Below are 20655 nucleotides of genomic sequence, written 5' to 3' on the forward strand. Positions count from 1 at the left end.
GCCATGATCGGTAGTAGACGCGTTCGGTTCCAGCCGATGGCCGAGGGCAGTTCGGTGACTCAGCTCGAGTTGTTCTTCGATCTGGTCCTCGTGTTCGCCTTCACCATGGTGACCAGCATCGCCGCCAAACCGACCAGCGCGCAGAACCTGCTGCGCGCCCTGCTGGTGCTGGCGGTCATGTGGTGGGTGTGGATCGCCTACTCCTGGCTGGCCAACACGGTGCGCGCCGACGAGGGCCTGATGCGGGTCGCGATGTTCGTGGCCACGGGCGGCGGACTGATCGCCGCGCTCACCATTCCCGAGGCGTTCTCCGACATGCCCGGCGGCTGGCACGGCCCGCTGATCTTCGCCCTCGCCTACCTGGTGGTGCGCCTGGTGCACCTGGGTGTGTACATCGCGGGCACCGGCGACGATCCGGCGCTGCGCGCGCAGGTCACCAAATGGGGAATCGGGTCCATCGCCATCGGCACCACGCTGCTGATCATCGCGGCCACCACGCACGGCACCGTGCAGATCTGCCTGTGGATCGCGGCCATCGCCGGCGACATGCTGTGGACCATGGTGGCCGGACTCGAATGGCGCGTGCGCTCGGCGCGGCACTTCTCCGAACGCTACGGCCTGATCATCATCGTGGCCCTCGGCGAATCCATCGTCTCGATCGGCATCGGCGTGGCCGGGCAACCCATTTCGTGGCCGATCACCGTGGGCTCGCTGCTCGGCCTGGCGGTGTCCGGGCTGCTGTGGTGGACCTACTTCGACGTCGCGGCGCTCTCGGCCGAACACGCGCTCGCCCGCGCCGAAGGGCAGCGGCAGGTGCGGATCGCGCGCGACGGCTACACCTACTGGCACTTCCCGATGATCGTCGGCATCATCGGCATCTCGCTCGGGCTGAAGAAGGTGCTCAGCTACGTCAGCGACGCCTCGCACCACCGGCTCACCGACGCGCTCTACGGCATCCCGCTGTACGCGCTCTACGGCGGCGTCGTGCTGTACCTGGCCGGGCTGGTCGGCTTCAAATACGCGGCCACCGGACGGGTCACGGTGTCGCACCTGGTCGCCGTCGGCCTGCTGCTCGCCCTCGTCGCGCCCGCCACCGCCCTGCCCGCGCTCGCGTCGCTGGCCCTGCTGTGCGCGGTCCTGATCGGGCTGGTCGTCTGGGAGACGGTGCGCAACGCGCAGCCGCGCGAGCAGATCCGGCACGCGCACTCGGAATGAGCTAGAGGTTGCGCAGTTTGTGCGCGACCGTGTGCTCGGCCGCGGTCGGCCCGTAGGCCGACGGGTCGACCCGGATGCCGTCGCGGACCGCCTGCCGGATCTGATCCACGTTCTCCCGGATGGCGTCGGAGACCAGCTCGTCGGTGCGCGGGTCGGCGAGCACGCCGAACAGGATCCGGAAGGTGGTGTCGGCGATCAGCCGGATGATGTCCTCGTGGAACGGGATGTAGCGGACCCGCCCGGTCTGCGGATCGTTCTTGATCAGCTCCAGGATCATCTCGTCCATCTCCGCGCGGTTCTCCTGCAGCGCGGCCGCGATATTGCGGGTGTAGTGGCCGGTGCGCAGCACATGCGCCACCTCGTCCATGACCGCGATCGTCATCGGGCGCTTGATCGCCTCGACGATGGTGCCGATGAACCGGTTCACCAGGGCGGCGGTGATCCGGTCGCCGAAGGCGCGGTCCGCGACCCGGGCCAGCCGGACCACGATCACCACGACGCGCAGCAGCCGGAAGCCGCGGAAGAACGGACTGGTCACCGGGATCATGCCGAGGATCTCGTACCAGTAGACGAACGGGTAGGTCCACGGCCAGCCCGCACGCCGCCAGCGCCACAGGAATTCGACGGCGAAGATCGCGCAGATCGCGTAGTCGACGATCACGATCGTGCGATAGGTCTGGTCGGAGACGGTGAAGAAGCTGATCCAGACGATCAGCGCCAGCGAGCAGATCGCGAGCACCAGCATCGCGAAATCCGTCCACAGGGCGGGCGGTTTGCGGGGATAGTCGGACGGCTCGGGTGCCGGGTCGTATCCCGACAGATTGGGAGCGGACACGAACAATCCCTTCAGCGCCGAACGGGCCCTCCCGCCGCCCCCGGAGGGACGCACAACGCGAGGCTGTGCCCGAAAGCGTAACCAGTTGAGCGGCGTTCGCGAGGGATCCCGGCGTTCGCCGGGATGACGGAGGCGTTCGCAGGACGGACGCGGCCCGGGGTGATGGACAGCGGAGGGGCGGGGCCCGGTCAGCGGCCGGCGCGGATGATCGCCTCGATGTTGCGTTCGGCCAGGGCGGTGATGGTGAGCGAGGGGTTGACCGTGCCGGTGCTGCCGGGGATCGCCGCGCCGTCCATCACGTAGAGCCCGGGGTGCCCGTGCACCCTGCCGTAGGCGTCGGTGGCCCGGCCAAGTACCGCGCCACCGAGCGGGTGCGCGGTGAACAGGGCGTTGGCGTCGTAGCCGAGCGCGCTGTACTCGACCATGGCGCCGGCCTTGTCGGCGATCCGGTGATCCACCGCACGCGCCACGCCGACCACCTCGTCGCGGTTGCGGGTGGACCAGGTCAGGCCCACCGAGTTGGCGGCCGCGTTGTAGCCGAACCGGGTGCGGGCCGAATCCAGCACCATGCCCAGCGAGGCCAGCGCACCGGTCTCGAACGGGATGCCGGGGATGTACCAGTTCTCCAGGGTGAGCGGCAGCCCCGATTCGTCGAAGATGCGGCTGGCGCTCGGCACGCCCTGCCCGAACCCGGCCAGATGGCTTGCGCCCCTGGCGAGTACGACGTCGCCGTTGGTGCCCCAGCCGTCGCCGACGTGCTCGTTGAGGTTGGGCAGCGCGCCGGTGGCCTGGGCGCGCACCAGCAGCTCGGAGGTGCCGACCGAACCCGCGCCGAGGAAGAGCTGATCGCAGGTGAGGGTGCGGGTGGCCCGCACCTCACCGGTCGGGGCCAGCTTGCTGACGGTGACGACGAACCGGCCCGAGCCCTCCTGGGCGATGGCGTCGACGCGATGGCCGGGGAACACCGCGGACTTGCCGGTCTCCTGGGCATAGCGCAGGTAGTTCTGGTTCAGGTCGAACTTGGCGCCGTTGGAGTTGCCGAGATTGCTGCGCGCGGCCGTCGCCGAGGCGCGCGAGCCGCCGGACAGTTCGGCGCGCAGCACGTCCCAGTTGAAGATCGAGTCGTTGGGCTGCGGCTGGAAGCCGGCCTTGCGGACCTGGTCGTCCCAGGCCCGGGAGTGGGTGAACGGCGCGGAGTTGTAGATGTCGGCGGGAATCGGGTCCAGCCGCAGCATCTCCCGGACCCGGGGGTAGTACACCCGATCCAGTTCGCCGTAGTCGACGACGCCGCCGAAGACGTGGTCGAAGAAGCGCCGCTCCGGGGCGACCATGGCCCCGGTGAAGATCACCGAGCCGCCGCCGACGGCCGCCGCCCGCCACACGTCGATGCCCGGGTAGCTGGTGCAGTCCAGCACGCCGCCGAATTTGGTGAACGTCATCGGCACCTTGGTGACGCCGGTGAAGCTGGTGCGGTGCCAGAAGCCGCGGCCGTCGGGCAGGTCGTCGCCGGTGAAGATCTCGCGCCAGGGGTCGGCGGGCCAGCGGGAACCGCGCTCCAGCACGGAGTTCGCGATCCCGGCCTGGGCTAGTCGCAGCGCGGTGACGGCGGCGCCGAAACCGGAGCCGATGACGATGGCCTGCGTGTGCTCCGGCGGGTCCGGCAGCGGCGCGAAGATTTCCGGCACCCACTGCTGGAACTGGCCCGGCCCGGCGGGGTTGGCGGCGACCGCCCGGCCCGCGCTCAGCGCCGGCCCCGCGGCGCCGAGCACCGCGGCCACACCCGCCGCCTTGAACAGCGCACGTCTTCGCACCAGGCCACCTCCCTCATCATGCATGGCCGAGCGCAGATTACCCGGTGGACCAGGCCCACCCCAACCGCTCGGCCCGCCAATTTCGGGGAATACGGGGCGAATTCAGCCGGCGAAGGGCCGGGTTCCGGCGACGCAGGTGCCGCCGGGCGCGGGCAGTTGCAGGTCGACGAGGTAGCGCTCGCGCAGGCGGCTGACGCAGTCGCCGCCGGTCTCGTGGCCGTAGCCGTCGGTGACCACGACCAGGCGGGCGTTGACCATGGCCTGCTGCGCGCCCTGCGCGAAGGCCAGCGGGGTGACCGGGTCGTAGCGGTTGTTGATCAGCAGCGCCGGTTTGTCCGAGCTCAGGGTCCACGGCCCGGTGTAGCGCTGCGGGTAGCCCTCGCCCGGGACGGGCCAGCTCGCGCACGGCTGCCGCTGATACAGCCAGAACGGGCCGTACTCGGCGGCGGCGCCGTTGAATTCGCGGGCGATCGCGGGCCACTGCTCGGGCCCGCGCGGGGTGCTGTTGTCCGCGCAGGTGATCGCGGTGAAGGAATCCAGGAAGTCCCAGTCGACGCCGCCCGCGGCGAGCGTGGCCCGGACCAGCTCGGCGTTGCCGGCGGGACCGCGCTCGAGTTCGGTGAGCAGCTGGGCCAGCGCGGGCCAGCCGTTCGCGGCGTCGTAGAGCAGCAGCGAGCGGGCCTGCATCACCTCGGTGTGGTGCACCGGCACCGCGCGTTCGCGCTCCCCCACCGTGATCGGGCCCTGCGCCAGCCGGTCCATCAGCGCGGAAACCCGCTGTCGCAGTGTCTGCTCCGCCTCCGCCGCCGGGCCGCTGGTGACCGGGCTGCCCGAGGTCGGGGTGCTGCTGGTCGTGCTCGGCTGCTCGCTGCCCGCGCCGCGGCGTTCCTCGGTCCGGTCACCGGCGGCGAAGCCGCAGCGCAATCGACCGGCCTCGGCGCACAGCCGCAGGAACTCGTCGAAGACCTCCGCGGTGCCGAGCGCGGTGCCGGTCACCTGGGCGCGGGTGTCGCCGGTGTAGGTCTCGGGGTCGATCATCGAACCGAGCAGCAGCGCCCGGACCCGGTCGCCGAACATCGCGCCGTAGACCTGACCCAGGTAGCTCGCGTAGGACCCGCCCTCGTAGGAGATCTTGTCCTCGCCGAGCGCGCGGCGCAGCAGATCCAGGTCGCGGGCGGCGTCGACTGTGGTCAGGTGCGGCAGCAGGTCCGGGCTGTGCGTGGCGCAGCCCGCGGCCAGCGTGCGACTCGCTCGCTCCGCGTCGGCCTCCTGCCCCGGATTCACCGGCGGGATCGTGGCGCCCAGCCAGAACCGTTCCTGCGCACCGGCATCGGGGAAACAGCGCACCTGCGCGCTGCGCCCGATCCCGCGCTGATCGAAGGTCACCACGTCGAAGCGGCGGCTGATCTCGCCGGGGAACAGCTCGCCCTTGCGCGCCCAATCCAGCCCGGAGCCGCCCGGCCCGCCGACCGCGGTGAACAGGGTGCCGATGCGGCGCTCGGGATCGGTGGCGGGCTGGCGCACCACGGCCAGCGCCAGCTTCGCGCCGTGCGGCTGGGCGTAGTCGCGCGGCACCTCGGCCACCGCGCACTCGCGGCCGCTCAGGTCGGCGTCGGCGCAGGGCGCCCAGTCCAGCCGCGGCGTGGGTGCGGCCTCGGCCTGGGCGACCAGTTCCGACACCGCGGCGCCCCGCCCGCCCGGCAGGCCGCAGCCGCTCAGCACGGGCAGCGCGACGGCGAGCATTCCCAGGGCCACCAGCTTGCTTGCACGCATACCGATCATGGTGTGCCCCACCGCCCCTCGGCGTCGTCATCCTTAATGACGAAATCCTCCCCGGCGCAACCCGGAACCTACTTCGCCACGCGCCGCGGCCGGCGCACCAGCTCGCCGCCGCAGTTCGGGCAGGCGCGCGCCATCGCCGCGGTGCACTCGTCGCAGAACGTGCACTCGTAGCTGCAGATCCAGGCCACACCGTCGGCGGCCACCCCGGTTTCACAGCGCTCGCAGAGCGCGCGCATCTCCAATGCCATTGGGTATCTCCTCGTTCAGGTCAGCAGCAGCCGAGCCACGGCGATCAGGCCCACCACCACGATGACGCCGCGCAGCACGTTCGGCGGGAGCCGGCGGCCCACCGTCGCGCCGAGCTGGCCGCCGATGATCGAGCCGATCGCGATCAGCCCCGCCACCCGCCAGTCCACCGTGGCGATCACGATGAAGATGGCCGCGGAGACCGCGTTCACGATCAGGCCCAGGACGTTCTTCACACCATTGAGCCGCTGGATGTCCTCGTGCACGAAAACGCCGAGCAACCCCATCAGCAGCACACCCTGCGCCGCGCCGAAGTATCCGCCGTAGACGCCCGCGGCGAAGATTCCGGCGAGCAGGATCGGCCCGCCGTGCGCGGGCGGGGCGACATCGTTGAGCTCGCGCCGCCGCTTGACCCAGCGGGCCAGGCGGGGTTGCACCACCACGAGGATCAGCGCGGCGATGATCAGGATCGGGACGATCGCCTTGAAGGCGTCGGCCGGCAACCGCAGCAGCAGCACGGCGCCGGTGATGCCGCCGACCAGCGAGGCGGAGCCCAGTTTCAGCAGCCGGTTGCGCTGGCCGGCCAGTTCTTTGCGGTAGCCGACGACGCCGCTGATGCCGCCCGGGACCAGGCCGATGGTGTTGGACACGTTCGCGGTCACGGGGGGCAGGCCGAAGGCGAGCAGCACCGGGAAGGTGATCAGGGTGCCCGAGCCCACGATGGTGTTGATGCAGCCCGCGGCGATTCCGGCGCCGAAGACCGCGAGCATTTCCAGCCAGGTCATGTCAGTACGTCCTCACGTCCCGTCGGGTTCGCACCCGTACAAGCGTTCGTTTCGTTAGCGAACCTAGACGTATGCCGGCGTCCCGGCAGCAACCGGGACCGCCCTTTCCCCGTCCTGTCACGGCACGGTAAACTCGTGATCATCATGCAGCGGGCGCTTCTTCTCGGCCGCCGCGACGGGGTCTGATCAGACCGGCCCCCCGTCGCGGGGTTTTGCCGCGTCGGTCGACCCATTAACGGGATTCACCAAAACCCTGGAGAAATCGCATGTCTACCGCCGACGCCTTCGTCACGGGCTCCCCGCGCACCATCACGCCCCCGTCCAAGCCGGCGCCCGCCGACCAGCCCGCCTGGAACACCCAGAAGAACTCCTCGATGCCGAGCTTCCGGTACCGGCCCTTCGCCGAGGAGGTCGAGCCCATCGCGCTGCCCGACCGCACCTGGCCGGACAAGGTCATCGACAAGGCCCCCGCGTGGTGTGCGGTGGATCTGCGCGACGGCAACCAGGCCCTGATCGATCCGATGAGCCCGGCCCGTAAGCGCCGCATGTTCGACCTGCTGGTCCGGATGGGCTACAAGGAGATCGAGGTCGGCTTCCCCGCCGCCAGCCAGACCGATTTCGACTTCGTCCGCGAGATCATCGAGGACGGCGCCATCCCCGCCGACGTCACCATCCAGGTGCTGACCCAGTGCCGCGCCGAACTGATCGAGCGCACCTTCGAGGCCTGCGCCGGCGCCCCGAACGTCATCGTGCACTTCTACAACTCCACCTCGATCCTGCAGCGCAAGGTGGTCTTCCGGGCCGACCGCGCGGCCGTCAAGAAGATCGCCACCGACGCCGCGGCGCTGTGCCTGGAGATCGAGAAGAAGTACCCCGACACCGACTGGCGCTACGAGTACAGCCCGGAGTCCTACACCGGCACCGAGCTGGAATACGCCAAGGACGTCTGCGACGCGGTCACCGCGATCATCGCGCCCACCCCGGCCAAGCCGATGATCATCAACCTGCCCGCCACCGTCGAGATGGCCACCCCCAACGTCTACGCCGACTCGATCGAGTGGATGAGCCGCAACCTGGCCCGCCGGGAGTCGATCGTGCTGTCGCTGCATCCGCACAACGACCGCGGCACCGCAGTCGCTGCCGCCGAGCTGGGCTACCAGGCCGGCGCCGACCGGATCGAGGGCTGCCTGTTCGGCAACGGCGAGCGCACCGGCAACGTCTGCCTGGTCACCCTGGGGATGAACCTGTTCTCCCGCGGCGTCGACCCGCAGATCAACTTCTCCGACATCGACGAGATCCGCCGCACCGTCGAATACTGCAACCAGCTGCCGGTGCACGAGCGCCACCCCTACGGCGGCGATCTGGTCTACACCGCGTTCTCCGGCTCGCACCAGGACGCCATCAACAAGGGCCTGGACGCGATGAAGGCCGCCGCCGACGCCGCCGATTCCGACGTCGACGACATCACCTGGGAGGTGCCGTACCTGCCGATCGATCCGAAGGACGTGGGCCGCACCTACGAGGCCGTCATCCGGGTCAACTCGCAGTCCGGCAAGGGCGGCGTCGCCTACATCATGAAGACCGATCACGGCCTGGCGCTGCCGCGCCGGCTGCAGATCGAGTTCTCCCAGGCGATTCAGAAGATCACCGACGGCGAGGGCGGCGAGGTCACCCCGAAGGAGATGTGGGACGTCTTCTCCGAGGAGTACCTGTCCCCCATCCGCCCGCTGGAGCGCATCCGGCAGAAGGTCACCGCCTCCGAGACCGACGGCGGCGTGGATTCGATCGCCGCGGTGGTGAAGATCGACGGCGCCGAGCAGGAGATCACCGGCACGGGCAACGGCCCGCTGGCCGCGTTCGTCGACGCGCTGGGCACGGTCGGTTACGAAGTGCGGGTGCTGGATTACTCCGAGCACGCGCTGTCCGCCGGTGACGACGCCCAGGCCGCGGCCTACGTGGAGTGCGCGATCGGCGACAAGGTGGTCTGGGGCGTCGGCATCGCCACCTCGATCACCACCGCGTCGCTGCGGGCCGTGGTATCCGCGGTCAACCGCGCGTCCTAAGAGACGGTAAAGGCCCGGACGTTCGGGGACGTCCGGGCCCCAATACTGGTCTATACCACCGTCGATACGTCGACACGACACCGGTAACCGCGTGCTAGCGTTGGATTCGCATTCAAGCGCCGAGCTCTCTGCTCGATTTCCGAGCAGATGGGGGAACTGTGACAAACAACGACCACAACCCGACGTCTCCGCCCTGGCTGCAGAGTCCGGCGGCTGGGCCTGCCACAGATATGGCGGAGGAGACCAGCGAGCCGAACGCGGCGCCGGAGGAGAACTCCGAGCCCGCCGCCGAGACATCCACCGAGGCGAGCAGCGCCGAATCCGCCGCCGAGAACGCGGACGCCGACGCCGAGAACGCGGCGCAGCCCGAGGCCGGGCAGTTCGCCGGGTACGCGGCCGAGCCGGCCGCCGCCTATGGTGGCGCGCCCCAGAGTTACGGTCCCTCGGAGGGTTTCGCGCCGCCTCCGCCGCCCGCCGGTTTCACCCCGCCGGAGCAGACGCCGTTCACCACCGGTCAGTTCGCGCCGCCGAACCCCTATCAGACCGGCGGGCAACAGATTCCGGATAATCATCAGGGCCCGCGCTACGGCGACGACTACCGGCAGGAGATCGGCCCGGACGGCTTGGTCCGCCGGGTGCCGCAGGAAAGCGCTCCGCAGGAGAACACCCCGCCCCCGCCGCCCGAGCCCACCGACGGCCCGATCTACAGCTGGGCGCCGCCGCCCCCGCCGCCGATGCAGCAGCCCTCGTTCGCGCCGCCGCCGCAGTCCCTCGGTATGGGCGATCCGAACTCCCCCGCAGGCGGCTGGCAGGGTGGGCCACCCCCGCAACAGCAGATGTTCCAGCAGCCACCGGGGCCGGGCGGGTTCGCGCCCGACGGGCCGGGTTTCGCGCCGCAAGGGCCGGGTGGCTACTCGGCTCCCGACGGCCCCGGCGGATACCCGGGTCCCGAAGGGCCGGGCGGGTATCCGGGTCCGGGCCAGCCCTGGCAGGGCGGTCCCCCGCCGAACCAGGGCCAGCCGTTCCAGCCGCAGCACATGACGCAGCCGGGTCAGCCCGGGCACTCGGTCAACGACCTGAACCTGCTCAAGCGTGCCCGCAAGGCGCCGCGCGGCGGCTGGCGGCGGGCCGTGCACAAGGCGTCCGGCGGCATGATCAACCCGGGCGAGTCCGCGGCCGATGTGGTGCACCGCGATCTCGTCGAGCGGGTGAACCAGCCGGTGCGCGGGGATTACCGGATCGCGATCCTCTCGCTCAAGGGCGGCGTCGGCAAGACCACCACGACGGTCGGCCTCGGCTCCACCTTCTCCTCGCTGCGCGGTGACCGCGTGATCGCCATCGACGCCAACCCCGACCTGGGCACGCTCGCGCACCGGGTGCCGCGGCAGACCCGCTCCACCGTGCGCAACCTGCTCGAGGACGACCACATCTCCCGGTACTCCGATGTCCGGGCGCACACCTCGCAGGCGCCCAGCCGCCTGGAAGTGCTGGCCTCCGAACAGGATCCGGCGGTCTCCGAGGCGTTCAGCGAGGCCGATTACCGCAAGGCCATCGGCATCCTGCAGTCGTTCTACAACATCATCCTGACCGACTGCGGCACCGGCCTGATGCACTCGGCGATGTCGGGCGTGCTGGATATGGCGAGCTCGCTGGTGCTGGTCACCTCCCCCGCCATCGACGGCGCGCGCTCGGCCTCGGCCACCCTGGACTGGCTCGACCACCACGGCTACGGCAAGCTCGTCGAGCGCACCGTGGTGGTGGTCAACGCCTCCCGGCGCGGCGCCTCCACCGTCGACCTCGATCAGCTGCGCAAACTGTTCCTGGACCGCACCCGCGCCGTGCAGGTCGTCCCCTTCGACGACCACCTCGCCGAGGGCGCGGAAATCGACCTGGAACTGGTCAGCAAGCCGACCCGCCGCGCCCTGCTCGAACTCGCGGCCATGGTCGCCGACGATTTCGGCTACGTCGCCTCCCAGCAGTACCGCCCGGGCCCGCCCATGGGGCGGCACTGAGTCCCACCGAATTCGCGTTAGACGGCCCGGCGGTTCCCTGCCGGGCCGTCTTCGTGTCCGCCGCTTATCGGGCAGCAGCCGAGGTCGGCGACGACACGCGATCATGGGGATGACTTTGACCATGGCAATCGCGGAGCGTATTTCCGCGTGCGATAGCCGCCCCGGAGGGGGCCCGCTCGGACGCCAGGCGACGCGGACGCGAGATCAATCCGCGGTGATCGCCGCGGCGGCTTGTTCGAAGGCGGCCAGCACCGTGGCTATGGCGGGACGGCGGTCGGCGTGCGGGCGGGTGGCGAGTTCGTACAGGCGGGCGGCGCGGACGCCGGACAGGCGGAGCAGGACCAGGTCGGGGTGGGCCACGGCGAAGCGGGGCATGAGCGCGATGCCGTAGCCCGAGTGCACCAGGGTTTCGATGACGCGGAAGTCGTTGAGGCGCTGGGCGATGCGGGGGCGCACGCCGGTGAGGGTGGCGATGGAGCGCAGGACGTCGTCGACCGGGAAGCCGCCGCGCACGCTGATCCAGGTCTCGTCGGCCAGTTCGGCGGGGCTCACCTCGGTGCGCCCGGCCAGCGGATGGTCCGGGGACACCAGGACATCGGTCGGTTCGCGCATGAGCAGCCGGGTGCCGACTCGCGGCCCGGCCAGCGCCGGCGCGCGCTCGTCGCGATGAGTCAGCACGACGTCGTAGTCGGCGAGCAGCCGCGAGACCTCCGAGGGCGGCAGATCCTCGTCGCTGGCGACCATGTCGACGCCGCTGTCGGCCAGCGCGGGCAGCACGTGCGGGAGCAGCAGCGCCGCGCCGGAGGGGAACAGCGCGACCCGGACCCGCCCGCGCGGTGACGCGCGATAGTGCGCCATCTCCGCGGCCGCGCGGTCCATCGCGGCGAGTACCTCGTCGGCGCGCACCACCAGTGCGTGCCCGGCGTCGGTGAGCCGGATCCGGCGGCCGTCGGGTTCCAGCAGCGGCACCCCCGCCTCCCGAGCCAGAACTTTCAGTTGCTGCGAGACCGCAGAGGGTGTCATCGACAGGGCCGCGGCGACCGCCCCGATGGTGCCGCGATCAGCGAATTCGCGCAGCACCCGCAGCCTTTCGACCGACATCTGCTGGCCTGGCATGACCGATCTCACTCTCCGCTCCGGGGCCGGTTCCCCGACCTGCACCGTGAAGTACTGCTACATAGATAGTCCATATTATTTCGATTGTTCTGAATCTTTTCCAGTCCGACCATTAGCGGGTGAACACTCGTGACCGCCTGATCGGCCTCTCCGTCGTCCTGCTCTGGGGCGTGAACTTCATCGCCATCCGGGTGGGTCTGGACCACTTCCCGCCGTTCTTCTTCGCCGGCCTGCGCTTCGCGGTGCTCGCGATTCCGGTCGTGCTGTTCGTGCCGCGCCCGCAGGTGCCGCTGCGCTGGCTGCTGCTCTACGGCTTCGGGTTCGGCACGCTGCAGTTCGCGTTCCTGTTCAGCGCCATGCGGGCGGGCATGCCGACCGGGCTGGCCTCGCTGGTGCTGCAGTCCTCGGCCCCGTTCACGGTGGTGCTGGGCGCGATCTTCCTGCGGGAGCGGCTGCGGCCGATCCAGCTCGCCGGTCTCGGGGTCGCGGTGGCGGGCATGGTGGTGATCGGTGTGGACCGCGCGCAATCGGCCGCGCTGCTGCCGCTGCTGCTCACCCTGGCCGGCGGTCTGGGCTGGGCGTTCGGCAACCTGGGCTCGCGCAAGGCCGCGGCCGGCGGCGGGGTGAACACGATGCATCTGACGTTGTGGATGGCCGTGGTGCCGCCGCTGCCGCTGTTCGCGCTGTCGGCGGTCGCCGAAGGGCCGACGGCCGGTTGGCACGCGCTGACCGATGTCGGCGCCGCGAGCTGGTGGCACGCGCTGATCGCGGTCGCCTACATCGCCGTGCTGGCCACGGTCGTCGGCTCGGGCATGTGGACGTATCTGATGAGCCGCTACCCCGCCGGCACCGTCGCGCCGCTGACGCTGCTGGTGCCCGTGGTGGGCATGGCCGCGGCCTGGGCGGTGCTGGGCGAATCGCCCTCGGCGTGGGAGGTGATCGGCGGGCTGATCGTCATCGCGGGCGCGTTCACCGCCACCACGGCCGGAGCCAAGGCGGCGGCCGTCGCGCCCGAGCGGGTCGCCCCGCTGGATCCGACCCCGGCCGCCGACGTGGCGGCGAGTCCGGCGCTCGCCAAAGCCTGAACCCGGTGCCCCGCAGGCTCGCGGCCAGCGGGGCACCCCGGCGAAACGGTGATAGCCGATTACCATCACGCGAACGCTCATTTCCCCGACGTGGAAGGCGGCGCGATGCTCGAACGGATCTCGGCCCCGCGGACCGGCGCGGGCGTGGCGACAGCGTTGCTGGTCGCGGCCACCTGCGCCTGCACCGGCGCCGACCACGGGCAGGTGCAGCCGCCGCCACCGGATGTGGTGCGGTTCGCGCAGTCCGAGCAACCACCGCAGAAGATCGGCGAGCCGCCGAGCGGGAACCGCGGCGCCACCCCGGGCAGCTACGCCTTCTATCGCATGGGCGACCAGCCGCTGACCGACGTCACCTTCGGCGTGACCGTCGACACCGATCCGGGCCTGGGCAATGTGTTCTGGTCCAACCAGTTCGGCTTCACCACCCACGCCGGTTACGTGGGCATGCAGGCGCACGCCGACGGCGGCGGCATGTTCCTGTACTCGCTGTGGGGCGCGGAAAACGCGCGCCCCGGCGACAGCTCGTCCTACTGTCTCGACGACACCGACGGCGCGCCGGGCCGCAGCTGCCGCATCGACAAGCGGTTCGAGCCCGGTCACCAGTACAAATTCCATCTCCGGCCGGACGGTGACGGCTGGTACAAGGCGCTGGTCGAGGACGCGACCGCGCACAAGACCATGACCATCGGCAGCATCGAGGTCGGCGCGGGCGCGACGGTGAAACCCGAGGGCATGACGAACTGGGTCGAGTACTGGGATTGGAACAATCGCGCCGCCACCTGCTTGGACGAGCCGTACTCGGTGGCCCGGTTCGAGGTGCCGCGCGCCAACGCCGGCAGGGTGACCGGCAGCGTGCTGAGCACCGAGATCAGCGGCAGCTGCCCGAAACAGGTCGAGGTCACGGTGGGCTCCGACGAGCGCGGCCAGGCCGACGTCCATCGTCTGGGGATCGGCAATTCGGTCGGCGGCCGGCTGCGCACGCCGGCCGGGAAATGCCTCGCCGCCGCCGCGGCCGACGCGCCGGCCCGGGTACAGCGGTGCGCGCGCAAGCGCGGCGAGGCCTGGGTGGCCGCGGCCGACGGCACGCTGCGCGCGGACTTCCACTGCCTGACCGCCGCCGGCTCGGACGAGGTGGAGACGGCGGCCTGCGACGGGTCACCCGCCCAGGAGTGGACCCGCGTCCCGAACGGGCCGATCACCAACAAGGCGACCGCGCGATGCCTCACCGCGACAGGCGAATTCGCCGCGTTGCGCTCCTGCGACGGCGGCGCTGCCCAGCGCTGGCGGGGCCCGGGCGACGAATAGCGCACGGGTCCGCCGGTATTCCTCCCGCGACCGGGCCGATTCGGTAGGGTCGGTCGCCATAAAGCTGTGAACGGCCGGAGCACTGGATCTGCACCCCGTCGGCTCCGCCGCCTGCCGCCCCGCTGCGTGACCGGGTGCGGCGAACTGGAGAGGGCGGGCTCCTGGGTTCGACGACGTCGCTTTACAGTGTGAGCGACGGGGGACATGGCGGCGGCAAGGCTAGGCAGCAAAGAAGCTCATGGCAGAAAACCGATGGATCGTCTCGCGGCGTGCGGCGCTGCGCGGAGCAGCGGCGGTGGGGGTTGCCACGGCCACGGCGGCGCTGGGCGCCGGTCGCGCGGCGGCGGATCCCACCGGGCCCAGCGTGGCCGTGCTCGGCGGCGGCGTTGCCGGCTTGACGGCGGCGCACGAGCTCGCCGAACGCGGATTCCAGGTGACCGTGTACGAGCGGCGGGCGCTCGGCGGGAAGGCGCGCAGCGTGCCGGTGCCCGGCTCCGGCTCCGGCGGCCGGCCGGATTTACCCGGTGAGCACGGTTTCCGCTTCTTCCCCGGCTTCTATCAGCACATTCCCGATACCATGCGCCGAATTCCGTTCGCGGGCAACGCGAATGGCGTCTGGAACAATCTGGTCACGGTCTCCGAGGCCCGTTTCGCCCGCAGCGGCGGCGACGATTTCCGGCTCCCGCTGGGCCGGCGGGCCCGGGTGGAGCCGACCCCCGAGGCTTTCCAGGAGACGGTCGGCGCGGCGCTGTCCACGGCGATGAAGATGCCGGCGGCCGAGGGCCTCTACTTCGCCAACCGGCTGCTGGTGTTCAACTCCAGCTCCGACGCCCGCCGGTTCGGGCAGTGGGAGCACATGTCCTGGTTCGACTACGTCGGCGGGCACCGGCGTTCGCACGAATTCCGGGCCCTGATCTCGCGCGCGCTGACCAGCATCATGGTCGCCGCGAAGGAGAATCTGGCCAGCGTGCGCACCATCGGCAACATGGGCGAGCAGTTCCTGGGCAATCCGTTCGAGGTCGGCAACGACGGCGCGCTGGACCGGGTCCTCAACGGCCCCACCAACGCCGCCTGGATCGATCCGTGGACTCGGCGATTGGCGGAACTGGGCGTGCGGTTCGCGATGGGCGCGGAGGTGCGCGGGCTCGACGTGCGCGACCGGCGCATCACCGCGGCCCGGATCGCCGAGGGCGGCGCGCTGCGCACCGTGGCCGCCGACTATTTCGTGGTGGCCCTGCCCGCCGAGCAGGCGCGCGCGCTGTGGTCGCCGGACGTGCTCGCGGTGCGGCCCGACTTGGCCGCGATGGACCAGCTTTTCGTGGACTGGATGGCGGGCATCCAGTTCTATCTGCGGACACCCTCCACCATTTCCAAGGGCCATACCGCCTATGTGGACGCGCCGTGGTCGCTGACCTCGATCAGCCAGAACCAGCTGTGGACCTCGAAGCTCAGCGGATTCGGCGACGGTTCGGTGCAGGACTGCCTGTCGGTGGACATCTCGGATTGGAACACTCCCGGCATCCTCTACGGCAAACCGGCCAAGGAGTGCACGCACCAGGAGATCGCCCGCGAGGTGTGGGCGCAGATGCGCGCGCACGTCGGCGACGCGCTGCGCGAGGACGCGCTGCACTCCTGGTTCCTGGACCCCGGCATCACCTGGCAGGGCGGGCGCAACGCCAACGCCGATCCCCTGCTGATCAATACGGCCGGGTCCTGGGACCACCGCCCGGAACCGCACGGCGCGCTGGAGAATCTGTTCCTCGCAGGCGATTACGTGCGCACCAACGTCGACTTGGCGACCATGGAGGGCGCCAACGAATCCGCGCGCGCCGCGGTGAACGCGCTGCTGGACGTGGCGGGATCGAACGCGCCGCGCTGCCGCAAGTACACGCTGTACCGGGCCGCGGAACTGGAGCCGCTGCGCCAACTCGACGCGCAGCGCTACGCGGCCGGACAGCCGAACATGTTCGATACGCCCCTGTGATTATCCGCCGCACCGCCTTCGCGCTCAATGTGAATTAATACCAGCGCGATCGTCGACGTCGCGATGCTTGAATGAACCCATGGGCGAGATCACCGGCACGAACGAGATCACCGACCCGGCGGACCTGCGCCGCCTGCTGGGCGAGCCGATGCCGCGCGCGGTCAGCAAGGAGCGGGTGGCGCTGCACCCCCGGGACCGCGATTGGATCGCGCACTCCCCCTTCCTGATTCTCGCCACCAGCGACGCACAGGGTAATTGCGACGCCTCCCCCAAGGGCGATCCGGCGGGTTTCGTGCGCGTGCTGGACGCGCACACCCTCGCCATTCCGGAACGTCCCGGAAATCGCCGCGCCGACGGCTATCTCAATATCCTTGCCAATCCGCATGTCGGCCTGATCTTCCTGGTGCCGGGCCGCCGGGAAACCCTGCGCGTCAACGGCCGGGCCCGGCTGGTGCGCGACGCACCGTATTTCGACGACATGGTGGTGCGCGGCCATCGGCCGATCCTGGCGGTGGAGGTCGCGATCGAGCAGATCTTCTTCCACTGCGCCAAGGCGTTCATGCGCAGCGGGCTGTGGGAATCGGAGAAGTGGCCGGAGCTCACGCTGCCCTCGCCGGCCCAGCTGGTCAAGGAATTGCAGCCCGAGGTCACCGAAACCGTCGAGCAACTCGAAGAGTATTACGCCCCGCGGAATTACGAACCCAAGCTCTACCAGGGCTGACAACACCCAGCGCGGCGGGCCCGGGCGGGAAAACCTAGACTCGCTCCGTGGCAGACATAACGGTGCGTGGGCGAATCGCCCTGCGAGCTGCGGCGGCCGCGTCGTGGGCATCGCAGAAGGCCGGGCGTGGCAAGGGTTCGATGATCGGCGGCCTGATCGCGCTGAAAATCGATCCGACCATCATGGATCAGCTGGGCCGGGGCCGGCGCACGGTGCTGGTCACCGGCACCAACGGCAAGTCCACCACCACCCGGATGACGACCGCGGCGCTCGGCACCCTCGGCACGGTCGCCACCCAGGCCGACGGCGCCAATATGGATGCCGGGATCGTCGCGGCGCTGAGCCTGCACCCGGGCGTCGAACTGGCCGCCATCGAGGTGGACGAGCTGCATCTGCCGCACGTCACCGATTCGCTGAATCCGGCCGCCGTGGTCCTGCTGAATCTGAGCCGGGACCAGCTGGACCGGGTCGGCGAGATCAACATGATCGAGCGCAAACTGCGCGCGGGCCTGGCCCGGCACCCCGACACGGTGGTGATCGCCAACTGCGACGACGTGCTGATCACCTCGATCGCCTACGACCATCCGAAGGTGGTGTGGGTGGCGGCCGGCAGCGGCTGGGCCATGGACGCCACCAGCTGCCCGCGCAGCGGCGAGCCGATCCTGTGGGAGGGCGAGCACTGGCGCTCCACCGGCGCCGATTTCCAGCGCCCGCAACCCGATTGGTGGCTCGAGGGCGAGGAACTGCACGGCCCCGGCGACGTGCGCCTGCCGCTCGCGCTGGCGCTGCCCGGCCGCGCCAACCGCGGCAACGCCGCGCAGGCGGTCGCCGCCGCGGTCGCGCTGGGCGCGGAACCGGCCAAGGCGGCCGAGGCCACCGGCACCGTGCGCGAGATCGCGGGCCGCTACCGCAGCGTGCAGGTCGGCCCGCACGATGCCCGGCTCCTGCTGGCCAAGAACCCGGCGGGCTGGCAGGAGGCCCTGTCCATGATCGAGCCGACCTCGGCGGGCCTGGTAATCGCGGTGAACGGGCAGGTGCCCGACGGCGAGGACCTGTCCTGGCTCTGGGATGTGCGCTTCGAGCACTTCGAGGGCGTGCAGGTGGTGGCCGCGGGCGAGCGCGCCACCGATCTCGCGGTGCGCCTGACCTACGCCGGCGTCGAGCACACGACGGTGCCGGATCCGTTGCGCGCCATCGCCTCCTGCCCGCCCGGGCACGTCGAGGTGCTGGCCAACTACACGGCGTTCCGTGACCTGAACCGCGATCTGGAGGCCCGCAAATGAGTGCATCGACCGTGCGCATCGGCCTGGTGCTGCCGGATGTGATGGGCACCTACGGCGACGGCGGGAACGCGCTGGTGCTGCGGCAGCGGCTGCGCATGCGGGGGCTGGACGCGGAGATCGTCGAGATCACCCTGTCCGACCCGGTGCCCGATTCGCTGGACATCTACACCCTCGGCGGCGCCGAGGATTCGGCGCAGCGGCTGGCCACCCGGCATCTGCGGCGCTACCCCGGCTTGCAGCAGGCGGCCGCGAAAGGCGCTCCGGTCCTGGCGATCTGCGCTGCCATCCAGGTGCTCGGGCACTGGTACGAGACCTCGACCGGGGAACGTGTCGAGGGCGTGGGCCTGATCGACGTCACCACCGCCCCGCAGGCCGTACGCGCGATCGGCGAGGTGACCACCACGCCGCAGCTGCCCGGCCTGACCGCGGCGCTGACCGGTTTCGAGAATCATCGCGGCGGCACCACCCTGGGTTCCGAGGCGACGGGTCTGGCGCGCGTCACCCGCGGCGTCGGAAACGGTGTCGGCGACGGCATGGAGGGCGTGGTCCAGGGTTCGGTGATCGGCACCTATATGCACGGTCCGGCATTGGCGCGCAATCCGGAATTGGCGGATCTGCTGCTGGCGCGCGCACTGGGCGTCACGGAACTGGAACCGCTGCGACTTCCGGAAGTGGAGCAATTGCGCCGCGAACGATTGCGGGCCTGACGGCGGTCGCGCCGAATACCCGCCACCCGGTAATTCTCCGGTCGTAGCTGCGAATTACCCTCATCGCCCATGACGACAATCACACAGGAGCGAGCGGCCGCGAACGGTGAGCGAATCGCGCCGGGTCGTCGCCGGATCCGGTCGTTCCGGGTGCGGCCGCTGCACGCCTCGGCGATCGTCTCGGCCGTGGTGGCGCTGAAAGCCTTCGAAATGTCGTTCGCGGCGCTGCACAATCTCGCGGTGCACAATCTCGTGGAACCGCGGCTGGCCGCGAATGTGCCATTGGCCATCGACGGCTTGATGGTCGGATCCATTGTCGCCACCGCGTCTTTTCGCAAGGGCAGCCTCGGCTGGTGGTACGCGACGGCATTGTTCGCGCTGTCGACCCTGGTTTCGGTCGCGGGCAATATCGAATACGCCCGGGAGATCGGCGGCGGCATCGTCGCGCTGGCCATTTACGCCGGCATGCCGTTGACGATGCTTTTCGCGGTGCATCTCACGCTGCTGCTGTGGGCGCACGGCCGGGAGGCGAAAACCGAAATGGTCGCGCCGAATACCGTGCCCGAAACGCCGGTGCTCGATCTGAATACCGACCAGCGCCTGGCCGCGGCCTGGGCGGAGATCGACCCCGGCGCGCGGCCGGAGATCGAACACCCCGCGCCGGCCGGGCCACCGGCGGCGCCGATGCCCGTCAGCCCGCTGCTGGCGGCCGCGCACCAGGCGACCCTGCGGCAGCAGGCCTTCGCCCCCGTCGGCGCCGGCGCCTCCAGCGCCAATTAGACTCGGCCGCCGCTGCACCTCTCACGCTCGTCGCTTCGCCCACCTCAGCCACGCTCACACACTTCGACGGAGAAGCAGGATGGCGCACACAGTCTGGCAGGACCAGGGTTTCGATCAGTTCCGCGACGTCGCCCGGCGGCTGGCGTCGGTGATCCAGTGCAGTGACGATCGCGCCGCCGCGCTGAACCAGTTCACCGAGGGCACCCGCAGCGGCCAGTCCTTCACCGAACTGCTGATCGAGTGGTCCGGTCGCTGGTTCAGCGAGTCCGGCGGCCAGCAGATCCTGGTCGGCCCCGAACTGTTCTGGCTGCTCTCGGAACCCGACCCGCGCAAGGGAATCCGCTCGCAGTTGCCGGGCGGCGACGGCCACGGGGAGGCCGAGCCGACGCCGGGCCAGCGGGGCCGCAAGTTGCTGCTGGTCTGCGTCCTGGAGACTCTGTCGCAGACCCAGTGGCAGCAGCCGGACCAGGCGACCGAGGAGAAGATGCCGGTCCTCAACGGCATCGGCCTCAACGGCCTGGGCTGATTTCCCGCGCCCCGGGCTTTATCCGGCCGCGAACTCGAGCCATGATCGCGGTATGCCGAACGAGAGCACCGGGCCCACCAGCGCGACCCACGTCGACGCCGTCGCGCGCACCGCCATCGGTCCCGGCGTCGAGGTCCGGGAACTGCCCGGCGTCCCCGGCATCCGGCCCTGGGTCATCGATCTCGCGCCCGGCGCCGAATGGCCCGGCGTGGACGAGCACACCACCTTCGGTGAGGCCTATTTCGTCGTGGCTGGCACGGTGATCGACGGCGACATCGCCTACGGCCCCGGCTCCTACCTGTTCTTCGAGCCCGGCACCAGCCACCGGCCGCGCACCGAAACCGGCGCCCGTGCCTTCGGCTTCAACTACGACCTCCCGAAAGACCCCTGAACAGGGCA

General features: G+C 70.4%; 18 protein-coding genes. 12 read left to right on the forward strand and 6 right to left on the reverse strand.

The genetic code is table 11. From position 1 onward, the window contains the following. Positions 1-3: 3 nt before the first annotated feature. The gene (locus tag AB0I43_RS05365) at positions 4-1215 is read left to right on the forward strand and encodes a low temperature requirement protein A (RefSeq protein WP_356971511.1); all 1212 of its coding nucleotides are present in this window, start codon (positions 4-6) and stop codon (positions 1213-1215) included. A 1-nt stretch (position 1216) separates the two neighbouring features. Here the strand turns inward: AB0I43_RS05365 and AB0I43_RS05370 are convergent, their stop codons facing one another. From AB0I43_RS05370 to AB0I43_RS05390, 5 genes are all read right to left on the reverse strand, one after another. Continuing rightward, positions 1217-2050, reverse strand: a complete 834-nt coding sequence (locus AB0I43_RS05370; protein ID WP_356971513.1) for an ion transporter — start codon at positions 2048-2050, stop codon at positions 1217-1219. Between the two features lie 188 nt (positions 2051-2238). Then, positions 2239-3861, reverse strand: coding sequence for a GMC oxidoreductase (locus AB0I43_RS05375; protein ID WP_356971515.1), 1623 nt, complete (start codon positions 3859-3861; stop codon positions 2239-2241). A 102-nt stretch (positions 3862-3963) separates the two neighbouring features. Further along, a complete protein-coding gene (locus AB0I43_RS05380) occupies positions 3964-5634 on the reverse strand; it encodes an alpha/beta hydrolase (protein ID WP_356971517.1) in 1671 nt (556 codons plus the stop codon). Between the two features lie 77 nt (positions 5635-5711). Beyond that, entirely contained in the window at positions 5712-5891 is a 180-nt protein-coding gene (locus AB0I43_RS05385; RefSeq protein ID WP_356971519.1) for a DUF1272 domain-containing protein, read from the reverse strand. Between the two features lie 15 nt (positions 5892-5906). Continuing rightward, positions 5907-6674, reverse strand: coding sequence for a sulfite exporter TauE/SafE family protein (locus AB0I43_RS05390; protein WP_356971520.1), 768 nt, complete (start codon positions 6672-6674; stop codon positions 5907-5909). A 266-nt stretch (positions 6675-6940) separates the two neighbouring features. Between AB0I43_RS05390 and leuA the strand changes: the two genes are divergently transcribed. Both leuA and AB0I43_RS05400 read left to right on the forward strand, forming a co-directional pair. Further along, positions 6941-8737 (forward strand): 2-isopropylmalate synthase, encoded by a 1797-nt coding sequence (gene leuA, locus AB0I43_RS05395; protein WP_356971522.1) that lies wholly within the window; start codon positions 6941-6943, stop codon positions 8735-8737. Positions 8738-8967: 230 nt separating this feature from the next. Next, complete coding sequence (locus tag AB0I43_RS05400) at positions 8968-10749, forward strand: MinD/ParA family protein (protein ID WP_356971524.1); 1782 nt, start codon at positions 8968-8970, stop codon at positions 10747-10749. 204 nt (positions 10750-10953) lie between these two features. On the opposite strand, the gene AB0I43_RS05405 is transcribed toward AB0I43_RS05400, so the two are convergent. Beyond that, positions 10954-11850 (reverse strand): LysR family transcriptional regulator, encoded by an 897-nt coding sequence (locus AB0I43_RS05405; RefSeq protein WP_356972221.1) that lies wholly within the window; start codon positions 11848-11850, stop codon positions 10954-10956. Positions 11851-11984: 134 nt separating this feature from the next. On the opposite strand from AB0I43_RS05405, the gene AB0I43_RS05410 reads away from it, so the two are divergent. The 9 genes from AB0I43_RS05410 to AB0I43_RS05450 all read left to right on the forward strand — a co-directional run bounded on the left by AB0I43_RS05410 (position 11985) and on the right by AB0I43_RS05450 (position 20647). Beyond that, entirely contained in the window at positions 11985-12950 is a 966-nt protein-coding gene (locus AB0I43_RS05410; protein WP_356971526.1) for an EamA family transporter, read from the forward strand. A 105-nt stretch (positions 12951-13055) separates the two neighbouring features. Then, the gene (locus AB0I43_RS05415; RefSeq protein ID WP_356971527.1) at positions 13056-14255 is read left to right on the forward strand and encodes an RICIN domain-containing protein; all 1200 of its coding nucleotides are present in this window, start codon (positions 13056-13058) and stop codon (positions 14253-14255) included. 238 nt (positions 14256-14493) lie between these two features. Continuing rightward, positions 14494-16239, forward strand: a complete 1746-nt coding sequence (locus tag AB0I43_RS05420) for an FAD-dependent oxidoreductase (RefSeq protein WP_356971528.1) — start codon at positions 14494-14496, stop codon at positions 16237-16239. A gap of 79 nt (positions 16240-16318) precedes the next feature. Next, entirely contained in the window at positions 16319-16960 is a 642-nt protein-coding gene (locus AB0I43_RS05425) for a pyridoxamine 5'-phosphate oxidase family protein (protein ID WP_356971529.1), read from the forward strand. A 47-nt stretch (positions 16961-17007) separates the two neighbouring features. Then, positions 17008-18243 (forward strand): MurT ligase domain-containing protein, encoded by a 1236-nt coding sequence (locus tag AB0I43_RS05430; RefSeq protein ID WP_356971530.1) that lies wholly within the window; start codon positions 17008-17010, stop codon positions 18241-18243. Next, positions 18240-18950, forward strand: coding sequence for a glutamine amidotransferase (locus tag AB0I43_RS05435; RefSeq protein ID WP_356971531.1), 711 nt, complete (start codon positions 18240-18242; stop codon positions 18948-18950). Before AB0I43_RS05430 ends, AB0I43_RS05435 begins: the two co-directional genes overlap by 4 nt. A 69-nt stretch (positions 18951-19019) precedes the next feature. Beyond that, the gene (locus tag AB0I43_RS05440; RefSeq protein WP_356971533.1) at positions 19020-19730 is read left to right on the forward strand and encodes a DUF2637 domain-containing protein; all 711 of its coding nucleotides are present in this window, start codon (positions 19020-19022) and stop codon (positions 19728-19730) included. Between the two features lie 79 nt (positions 19731-19809). Further along, positions 19810-20256, forward strand: coding sequence for a hypothetical protein (locus AB0I43_RS05445; protein WP_356971534.1), 447 nt, complete (start codon positions 19810-19812; stop codon positions 20254-20256). Between the two features lie 52 nt (positions 20257-20308). Continuing rightward, positions 20309-20647: a cupin domain-containing protein gene (locus tag AB0I43_RS05450; protein ID WP_356971535.1), complete on the forward strand. Its 339-nt coding sequence runs from the start codon at positions 20309-20311 to the stop codon at positions 20645-20647. Positions 20648-20655 lie beyond the last annotated feature (8 nt).

The organism is Nocardia sp. NPDC050435, assembly GCF_040655395.1.
Taxonomy (GTDB): domain Bacteria; phylum Actinomycetota; class Actinomycetes; order Mycobacteriales; family Mycobacteriaceae; genus Nocardia.